We start from the raw sequence: 8,794 nt of genomic DNA, 5'->3' as shown, positions 1-8,794 counted from the left end.
GTACCGTCACCCCGAAAGGCTTCGTCCCTAGCGAAAGAGGTTTACAACCCGAAGGCCGTCATCCCCCACGCGGCGTCGCTGCATCAGGCTTGCGCCCATTGTGCAATATTCCCCACTGCTGCCTCCCGTAGGAGTCTGGGCCGTGTCTCAGTCCCAGTGTGGCCGGTCACCCTCTCAGGCCGGCTACCCGTCGTCGCCTTGGTAGGCCATCACCCACCAACAAGCTGATAGGCCGCGGGCTCAACCTGTACCGCCGGAGCTTTCCACACACCCCATGCGGAGACATGTCATATCCGGTATTAGACCCCGTTTCCAGGGCTTATCCCAGAGTACAGGGCAGATTACCCACGTGTTACTCACCCGTTCGCCACTCATCCACCCAGCAAGCTGAGCTTCAGCGTTCGACTTGCATGTGTTAAGCACGCCGCCAGCGTTCGTCCTGAGCCAGGATCAAACTCTCCAACAATGAATCCGATCCGAGACCCAAATGATCTCAAAGAAACCCTTCCACAAAGGAAGGGGGCACACCCCAAAAAAGGGGCATCAAAGCTCTACTAGCTGACAATCACTAGCGCACTGTTGAGTTCTCAAACAACACGAAAAGTGTCTTCGTTACCAACCGCCGAACACCCACCCACACACCAACAACTGGCACAAGGCAGGCACCCGACCGGGAAACACCCACTCTACCACAACCATGGGAGCTTGGTTCATGTTCCCCCACCGAGTAACCCGCGCCCTCAGCCCTCTCCCGAAGGCCCGGCCCGGTCTCCCCGGCGACGAAGAAAAGACTACACCCCCGCCAACACCCCGGAAACAGGGGGGGGTCTCCCGAACCGAAATCCCAGGTCGGCGCCGTACCCCGGCGGGTCGGCGCCGACCCGGGGCCGGGTCAGCTCATCAGCCGGACCCCGGCGAGGGTCCGCTTGCCCCGGCGGACGACCAGCCACCGGCCGTACAGCGCGTCCGACGCCTCGGGTCGCCAGGTCTCGTCCGTGATCTTCGTGTTGTTCACGTACGCGCCGCCCTCCTTGACCGTGCGGCGGGCCGCGCCCTTGCTGTCCACCACACCACCGGCCACGAGCAGTTCCACCACGGACGGCTCGTCCCTGAGCTTGATCTCCCCGGTGGGTACCTCGGCCATCGCCGCGTCGAGCGTGGCCGCGTCGAGCTCCCGTAGGTCGCCACGGCCGAACAGGGCCTGACTCGCCGCGACGACCTGCCGGGTCTGCTCGGGCCCGTGCACCAGGTCGGTCAACTCCTGGGCGAGCCTGCGCTGCCCGAGCCGGGCGGCGGGACGTTCGCGCGTCGCGGTGTCCAGTTCGGCGATCTCGTCGGCGTCGAGGAAGGTCAGCAGCTTCATGTACCGGACGACGTCGGCGTCCGGGAGATTGACGAAGTACTGGTACCAGGCGTAGGGCGAGGTCATCTCCGGGTCGAGCCAGACGCTCCCGCCGCCGGTGGACTTGCCCAGCTTGTGCCCCTCGGAGTCGGTGATCAGCGGAGTCGTCAGCGCGTGCACCTGCTCGGAGTGCACCCTGCGCACCAGATCGACCCCGGCGACGATGTTGCCCCACTGGTCGGAGCCGCCGATCTGCAGCCGCACGCCGTACCGCTCGAACAGCTCGCGGTAGTCGCAGGCCTGGAGCAGCATGTAGCTGAACTCCGTGTAGGACATGCCCTCGCCCTCGAGCCTGCGGCGGACGGTGTCCCGGGCCAGCATCGTGTTGATCGAGAAGTGCTTGCCGACGTCCCGCAGGAACGCGGGCACGCTCATCCCGCCCAGCCAGTCGAGGTTGTTCACCTCGATCGGCGGCACATCCGGGTGCTCGAAGTCGACGAACCGCGCGAGCTGGCCCCGCAGACGGCCCGCCCACTCGCGGACCTGCTCCTCGGAGTTCAGCGTGCGCTCCCCCACCTCGCGGGGGTCGCCGATGAGACCTGTTCCCCCGCCCGCGAGCAGGACCGGCCGGTGCCCGGCGTCCTGGAACCGCCTCAGCGTCAGCATCTGGACGAGGTGGCCCGCGTGCAGGCTCGGTGCGGTGGGATCGAAGCCCGCATAGACGGTCACCCGTCCGCCGGCCAGCTCCCGCCGCATCGCGTCGAGATCGGTGGACTGCGCGATCAACCCGCGCCAGGACAACTCGTCGAGAATGTGCTCACTCACGCGTCCATTCTCTCCGCGACGACCGGGCCCAGCCCTCCGGGGAGTGCGGCACTCACCACACGGCGCCTCGCTCCGGCTCGCGACCCGGGACACGGGACCGGCCGCTCACGGGCGCGAACGCCTGCGCGCGCGCCCGTTCCGCCGGTAGGCACTGACCGCGGGGGACTCGTCGATCCAGAAGCGCCACGGGACGTCCTGGGCGGCCGCCACGCCGACCCGGGGACCGGTGCGCACCCGCTCGGCGGGGACGGTCTCGCCCTCCAGCAGCCGCACCGGTGACTCGGGGTCGGTCAGATCGACCCCGTTGTGCGCGCGATCGAGGCCCAGGAACGAGGTCAGCACGGCGGGCCCCTTCGCCACCGCCCCGCCGCCGCGCGCGGTGGGACGGCGGGTGCGTGCGAGCTCCCGCCCCAGGAGCACCTCGCCCGCGCGCAGCAGCACCGCGCCGGGTTCGCCGTCGGTCAGGCCCACGATGTTGGCACAGAAGTGCATTCCATAGACGAAGTACACATACAGGTGCCCGGCGGGTCCCCACATCACGTCGTTGCGCGGCGTGCGCCCGCGGTAGCAGTGCGACGCGGGGTCGTCGAGTCCTCGGTAGGCCTCCACCTCGGCCAGTCTGAGCCGGACCGTCCCCTCGGCGCCGCGCGCCTCGACGATCCGCCCGAGCAGCGAGGGGGCCAACACGACGGGGTCCACCGCGAGCTCGCTCCGGTCGAGCACCCTGTCCCCGGCTCCCTCCGGGACCGGGGACCCGGCCGCCGACGAGTCCGCCGTCCGGTCCGTCACCACTGCTCCCCTCACCGAGAAGCGCGCCGTGCCGACGCGCCCGCCCAGGCTAACCGACCGGAGTGACCGCCGTGTCGGCCCAGGTACGCAGGTCGTCGAGCCGGTCGGCGAGCCGTTCCCGCTGTTCCGCCACACGGTCCGGGGCGGTCCCGCCGCGCGCGTCGCGCGAGGCGACCGAACCCGCCACGGTGAGCACCTCGCGCACGGCGGGGGTCAGGGCGGGGTGGACGGTCACCAGGTCGTCATCGGTGAGGTCGTCCAGGCCCACCCCCCGTTCCTCGGCCATCCGCACGCACTCGCCCGCGGCCTCGTGCGCGGCGCGGAAGGGCACCCCCTGCCGGACGAGCCACTCCGCGATGTCGGTGGCGAGCGTGAATCCGGCTGGCGCGAGTTCGGCGAGGCGGTCGGTGTGGAAGGTCAGCGTGCCGACCATGCCCGCGATCGCGGGGAACAACAGCTCGAGCTGTGCGACCGAGTCGAAGACCGGTTCCTTGTCCTCCTGAAGGTCGCGGTTGTAGGCCAGCGGCTGTGCCTTGAGCGTGGCCAGCAGACCGGTGAGGTTGCCGATGAGCTTGCCGGACTTGCCCCGGGTCAACTCCGCCACGTCCGGGTTCTTCTTCTGCGGCATGATCGAGCTGCCGGTGGCCCACGCGTCGTCGAGGGTGACGTAGCCGAACTCGGCGGTGTTCCAGATGATGATCTCCTCGGCGATCCGGGAGAGATTCACCCCGAGCATGGCGACCGCGAACGCGAACTCCGCGGCGAAGTCGCGTGAGGCGGTGCCGTCGATGGAGTTCTCCACCGACGTCGGGAAACCGAGCTGTTCGGCGACGGCGACGGGGTCGAGTCCCAGCGATGAGCCCGCCAGCGCTCCGGAGCCGTACGGCGATTCCGCGGCACGGGCATCCCAGTCGCGGAGCCTGCCGATGTCGCGCAGCAGGGACTGGGCGTGGGCGAGCAGGTGGTGTGCGAGCAGCACGGGCTGGGCGTGCTGGAGGTGGGTGCGCCCGGGCAGCACGGCGTCGGGGTGCGCGCGGGCCTGCTCGACCAGCGCCTCCACGACGTCGAGCGCGCCGGAGGTGACCCGGCGTGCGGCGTCGCGCAGCCACATGCGGAACTGGGTGGCGACCTGGTCGTTGCGCGAACGGCCCGCGCGCAGCTTGCCGCCCAGCTCCGCGCCCGCGCGTTCGAGCAGCCCCCGCTCGAGCGCGGTGTGCACGTCCTCGTCGGCCACGGTCGGCGTGAAGGCGCCGGAGGCGACGTCCTCGGCGAGCTGGTCGAGAGCGCCGAGCATGGCGTCGAGTTCGGCCTCGGTCAGCAGCCCCGCGGTGCGCAGCACCCGAGCGTGCGCCCGGGACCCCGCGATGTCGTACGGGGCGAGGCGCCAGTCGACGTGGGTCGACGCGCTCAGCGCCGCCATCGCCTCGGCCGGTCCGCCGGCGAACCGGCCTCCCCACAGTTTCATGCGTGCCCTTCCGTGTCGTGCGTGTCCGTGACCGGCCCTCCCGCGGCGGAGCGGGAGGGCGCGGCGGGACACCTCAGCCGTTCTTGCTCTGCTGCCGCTTCGCGGCGATCTTGCTGGGCAGGCCCCACAGCTGCACGAAGCCCTTGGCCAGCGACTGGTCGAAGGTGTCGCCCTCGTCGTAGGTGGCCAGGTTGAAGTCGTAGAGCGACTCCGGGCTCCGCCTGCCGGTGACGGTGCAGGTGCCGCCGTGCAGCACCATGCGGATCTCACCGGTGACGTGCTCCTGGGCCTTGCCCACGAACCCGTCGAGCGCGTCCTTCAGCGGCGAGAACCACAGGCCGTCGTAGACCAGCTCACCCCACCGCTGCTCGACCTGCCGCTTGAAGCGCGCGAGGTCGCGCTCGATCGTGACGTTCTCCAGCTCCTGGTGCGCGGTGATCAGCGCGATCGCACCGGGCGCCTCGTACACCTCACGGCTCTTGATGCCCACCAGCCGGTCCTCGACCATGTCGAGCCTGCCGACGCCGTGCGCACCCGCGCGCCGGTTCATCTCCTGGATGGCCTCGAGCACGGTGACGGGCCTGCCGTCGATGGCGACCGGGACGCCCTTGTCGAAGGTGAGGACCACCTCGTCGGGTGCCTGGAAGTGGACGGTCGGGTCCTGCGTGTAGGAGTAGACCTCCTTGGGCGGGGAGTTCCACAGGTCCTCGAGCACGCCGGTCTCGACGGCGCGGCCCCACACGTTCTGGTCGATGGAGAACGGCGACTTCTTCGTCACGTCGATCGGCAGGTCCCGCTGCTCGGCGTAGGCGATCGCCTTCTCCCGCGTCCACGCGAAGTCCCGCACGGGCGCGATCACGTTCAGGTCCGGCGCGAGCGCGCCGATGCCGACCTCGAAGCGCACCTGGTCGTTGCCCTTGCCGGTGCAGCCGTGCGCGACGGTGCTCGCGCCGTGATACTTGGCGGCCTCGGCGAGGTGCTTGACGATCAACGGCCGGGACAGCGCCGACACCAGCGGGTAGCGGTCCATGTAGAGCGCGTTCGCCTGGAGCGCGGGAAGGCAGTACTCGTCGGCGTACTCGTCCCGCGCGTCGGCCACCACCGCTTCGACCGCGCCGCAGTCGAGCGCGCGCTTGCGGATGGTCTCCAGGTCCTCGCCGCCCTGTCCGAGGTCGACGGCGACGGCGACCACCTCGGCGCCGGTCTCCTCGGCGATCCAGCCGATCGCCACCGAGGTGTCGAGCCCGCCGGAGTAGGCGAGCACCACCCGCTCAGTCATTGTCGTTCTCCTCACTCACGTTCGTGTCCTGGTGCGTGCCGGGGCGGGACGGGCCGGAACCCCGCGGTGCCGCCGCCCGCCCGGCGTGGTCCGGGTCCGGCCCGTCCTGGCCGGAGTCCGGTGATCGCTGCGCCAGTGCGGTGAACCGTTCGGCCAACTGCGTGCCGGACAACGGTTCCCTGGCGATCACCGCGACCGTGTCGTCGCCGGCGATGGAGCCGACGACCTCGCTCAGCGCGGCCCTGTCGATGGCGCTGGCGAGGAACTGCGCGGCGCCGGGAGGCGTGCGCAGCACCATGAGGTTGCCCGAGCCCTCGGCCGAGACCATCAGCTCGGCCAGTAACCGGGACAACCGGGACGTGCCACCCTGCACGCCGCGGACCGGGCTGCCGTCCTCCGGGATGACATAGATCGGCGCACCCGAGTCGTGGCCGCGCAGCTTCACCGCACCGAGCTCGTCGAGATCCCGGGACAGCGTGGCCTGGGTGACCTCGATGCCCTCGGCGGCCAGCAGCTTGGCGAGTTCGGTCTGGCTGTGCACGGCCGTTCCAGCCACCAGCTCGATGATCCGGGCCTGACGGCGCGCGCGGTTCATGGTGGCCGAGACCATGCCGCGCCGGGAGTCCTGGGCGGTCATCGCCGTGTCCACTGCCGCGTCAGCCACACCAGCAACGCCTTCTGCGCGTGCAGCCGGTTCTCCGCCTCGTCCCACACGGCGCTGGCCGGGCCGTCGAGTACCTCGTCGGTGATCTCGCGCCCCCGGTGGGCGGGCAGGTCGTGCAACACGATGGTGTCCTTGCCGGTGCGGGCCAGCAGGTCCGTGTTGACCTGATACGGCCAGAAGGGCGAGACGCGGTCCCGGCCGTCGGCCTCCTGACCCATCGACGTCCACGCGTCCGTGGTCACCACGTCGGCGCCGTCGACGGCCGCGTGCGGGTCCGTGAACACCCGCGCGCTGCCGCCGGTCTCGGCGGCGCGCTTGTCCACCGCGTCGAGCACCCACGACAGCGGACGGAAGCCCTCCGGTGCGGCGACGCGCACGTGCAGGCCCGCCGTGACCCCGCCGAGCAGTAGTGAATGGGCCATGTTGTTCGCGGCGTCGCCGAGATAGGTCAGGGTGAGCCCGGCCAGAGTCCCCTTGCGTTCCCGCACGGTGTGCAGGTCGGCCAGGATCTGGCACGGGTGGAACTCGTCGGTCAGTGCGTTGACCACGGGCACGTCGGACGCGGCGGCGAAGGCGTCGATGCGCTCCTGCTCGAACGTCCGCCACACGACGAGATCCACGTAGCGGGACAGCACCCGGGCCGTGTCGGCGATGGTCTCCTCCCGCCCGAGCTGCATGCTGCGGCCGTCGACGACGACGGGATGTCCGCCGAGCTGGGCGATGCCCACCTCGAACGAGAACCGCGTCCGGGTCGAGTTCTTCTCGAAGATCACCGCGACGGCGCGGGGGCCGGCGAGCGCGTCTCCGTGGGGCCGCTCCTTCAGCTCGTCGGCGAGGTCGAGCACGGCGCTCTGCTCGGCGGGAGTGAGGTCGTCGTCGCGGAGGAAGTGGCGAAGCATGCGTCTACACGTCCTTGTCCGGGCTGTGCTGGGCGGGATCGGATGCGGGGCTGTCTCCGGAGTCGGCAGGCCGGGCGGCGTCGAGCACGCCGGGCAGCGTCGACAGGACCGTGTCGGCCTGCTCCCGGTCGAGCACGAGTGGGGGCGCCAGGCGCACCACGTCGGGCAGTACCGGATTGACCAGCAGCCCCGCACGCAGCGCGGCCGAGGTGACCCGCGCGGAGGCCGCCTCGCTCAGCTCGACACCGAGCAGCAGTCCTTCGCCCCGCACGCCGCGCACCAACGGGTGGTCGAGGCCCTCGATCCCGGCGGCGATCTCTTTGCCCAGGGAGGCGGCGTGCTCGAGCAGCCCGCGCTCGGCGATCGTGTCGAGCACGGCGAGCCCGGCCGCGCAACAGACCGGGTTGCCGCCGAAGGTCGTGCCGTGCTGGCCGGGCTCGAACAGGTCCGCGGCCGGCCCGAACGCCAGGCAGGCGCCCAGCGGCAGCCCGCCGCCGAGTCCCTTGGCCAGGGTCACGACATCGGGGACGACACCGGCGTGCTGGTATCCGAACCACGCGCCGAGCCTGCCGATACCGGTCTGCACCTCGTCGACCACGAGCAGCGCCCCGTGCCGTGCGGTGATCTCCCGGGCCCTGCGCAGGTAATCGGGTGGCGGGACGACGACCCCGTTCTCGCCCTGCACCGGTTCGACCACGAACGCGGCCGTGTCGTCGTCGACGGCGGACTCGAGGGCCTCGGCGTCGCCGTACGGGATGTGCGTCACGCCCGGGACGAGCGGCTCGAACGGGCCGCGCTTGCCTTCTTGGCCGGTCAGGGCGAGCGCGCCCATCGTGCGGCCGTGGAATCCGCCCTCGGTGGCCACCACGCGCGTGCGGCCCGTGCGCCGGGTGAGCTTGAACGCCGCCTCGACGGCCTCGGCGCCGGAGTTGGTGAACAGGACCTTGCCGTCCACTGCCTCGCCGTGCACACCGGACAGTGCGAGCAGGCGCTCGGCCAGCGTGAGCGCGGGCTCGTTGATGTAGAGGTTCGACGTGTGCCCGAGGGTCGCGACCTGGCGGGTCACGGCCGAGACGACAGCCGGGTGGGCGTGCCCGAGCGCGTTCACCGCGATGCCCGAGACCAGATCGAGGTACCGCCGGCCGTCGGTGTCCCACACCACGGCGCCCTCACCTCGGGCCAGTGTCAGCCCGGGCGTGCCGTAGTTGTTCATCATCGCCGCCTGCCACCGGGACCGGTGGTCGGCGTCATGCCCGGCCACGTCGGCCGGGTGATCGTCCGCGCTCATCACGAAACCCCCTCGTCCGGCAGGACCATCGTGCCGATGCCCCGCGAGGTGAACACTTCGAGCAGCACCGAGTGCGCGATGCGGCCGTCGATCACGTGGGCGCGCGGCACTCCGCCGCGCACGGCGCGCAGGCACGCGCGCATCTTCGGGATCATTCCGCTGGCCAGCGTCGGCAGGAGCCGCTCCAGCCTTTCGGCGCCGATCCGGTCGATCAGCGAGGAGCGGTCGGGCCAGTCCGCGTAG

7 protein-coding genes, 1 pseudogene and 1 other annotated feature (1 of these 9 only partly in view) are annotated in these 8,794 nt (G+C 70.8%); all 8 genes and pseudogenes read right to left on the bottom strand.

Annotated features, from left to right (window positions below; translation table 11 throughout):
- Positions 1-458 (bottom strand) — a sequence feature (16S ribosomal RNA rRNA prediction is too short); it reaches 115 nt to the left of the window's first position.
- A 434-nt stretch (positions 459-892) separates the two neighbouring features.
- Positions 893-2,167, bottom strand: coding sequence for a tyrosine--tRNA ligase (gene tyrS, locus SACSA_RS0109655; RefSeq protein ID WP_019815426.1), 1,275 nt, complete (start codon positions 2,165-2,167; stop codon positions 893-895).
- 105 nt (positions 2,168-2,272) lie between these two features.
- Positions 2,273-2,890: a DNA-3-methyladenine glycosylase gene (locus tag SACSA_RS0109650; protein ID WP_028661727.1), complete on the bottom strand. Its 618-nt coding sequence runs from the start codon at positions 2,888-2,890 to the stop codon at positions 2,273-2,275.
- 115 nt (positions 2,891-3,005) lie between these two features.
- Positions 3,006-4,421 carry an argininosuccinate lyase gene (gene argH / locus SACSA_RS0109645; RefSeq protein ID WP_019815423.1) on the bottom strand — a complete coding sequence of 472 codons (1,416 nt, stop codon included), beginning with the start codon at positions 4,419-4,421 and terminating at the stop codon, positions 3,006-3,008.
- A 73-nt stretch (positions 4,422-4,494) separates the two neighbouring features.
- The gene (locus SACSA_RS0109640; RefSeq protein WP_019815422.1) at positions 4,495-5,700 is read right to left on the bottom strand and encodes an argininosuccinate synthase; all 1,206 of its coding nucleotides are present in this window, start codon (positions 5,698-5,700) and stop codon (positions 4,495-4,497) included.
- Positions 5,693-6,337 carry an arginine repressor gene (locus SACSA_RS0109635; RefSeq protein WP_048876623.1) on the bottom strand — a complete coding sequence of 215 codons (645 nt, stop codon included), beginning with the start codon at positions 6,335-6,337 and terminating at the stop codon, positions 5,693-5,695. The genes SACSA_RS0109640 and SACSA_RS0109635 overlap by 8 nt, the downstream gene beginning before the upstream one ends.
- Positions 6,334-7,263, bottom strand: a complete 930-nt coding sequence (gene argF, locus SACSA_RS0109630) for an ornithine carbamoyltransferase (protein ID WP_019815420.1) — start codon at positions 7,261-7,263, stop codon at positions 6,334-6,336. The genes SACSA_RS0109635 and argF overlap by 4 nt, the downstream gene beginning before the upstream one ends.
- Before the next feature lie 4 nt (positions 7,264-7,267).
- Positions 7,268-8,551: an acetylornithine transaminase gene (locus SACSA_RS0109625; RefSeq protein ID WP_019815419.1), complete on the bottom strand. Its 1,284-nt coding sequence runs from the start codon at positions 8,549-8,551 to the stop codon at positions 7,268-7,270.
- Positions 8,551-8,794: pseudogene (locus tag SACSA_RS22265) on the bottom strand (acetylglutamate kinase); the annotation flags it as partial. The gene SACSA_RS0109625 and the pseudogene SACSA_RS22265, both read right to left, overlap by 1 nt.

It is taken from the genome of Saccharomonospora saliphila YIM 90502, from assembly GCF_000383795.1.
GTDB lineage: Bacteria > Actinomycetota > Actinomycetes > Mycobacteriales > Pseudonocardiaceae > Saccharomonospora > Saccharomonospora saliphila.
Note: the sequence above shows the minus strand (reverse complement) of the source record. Positions and strands in the feature narration are given on the sequence as shown.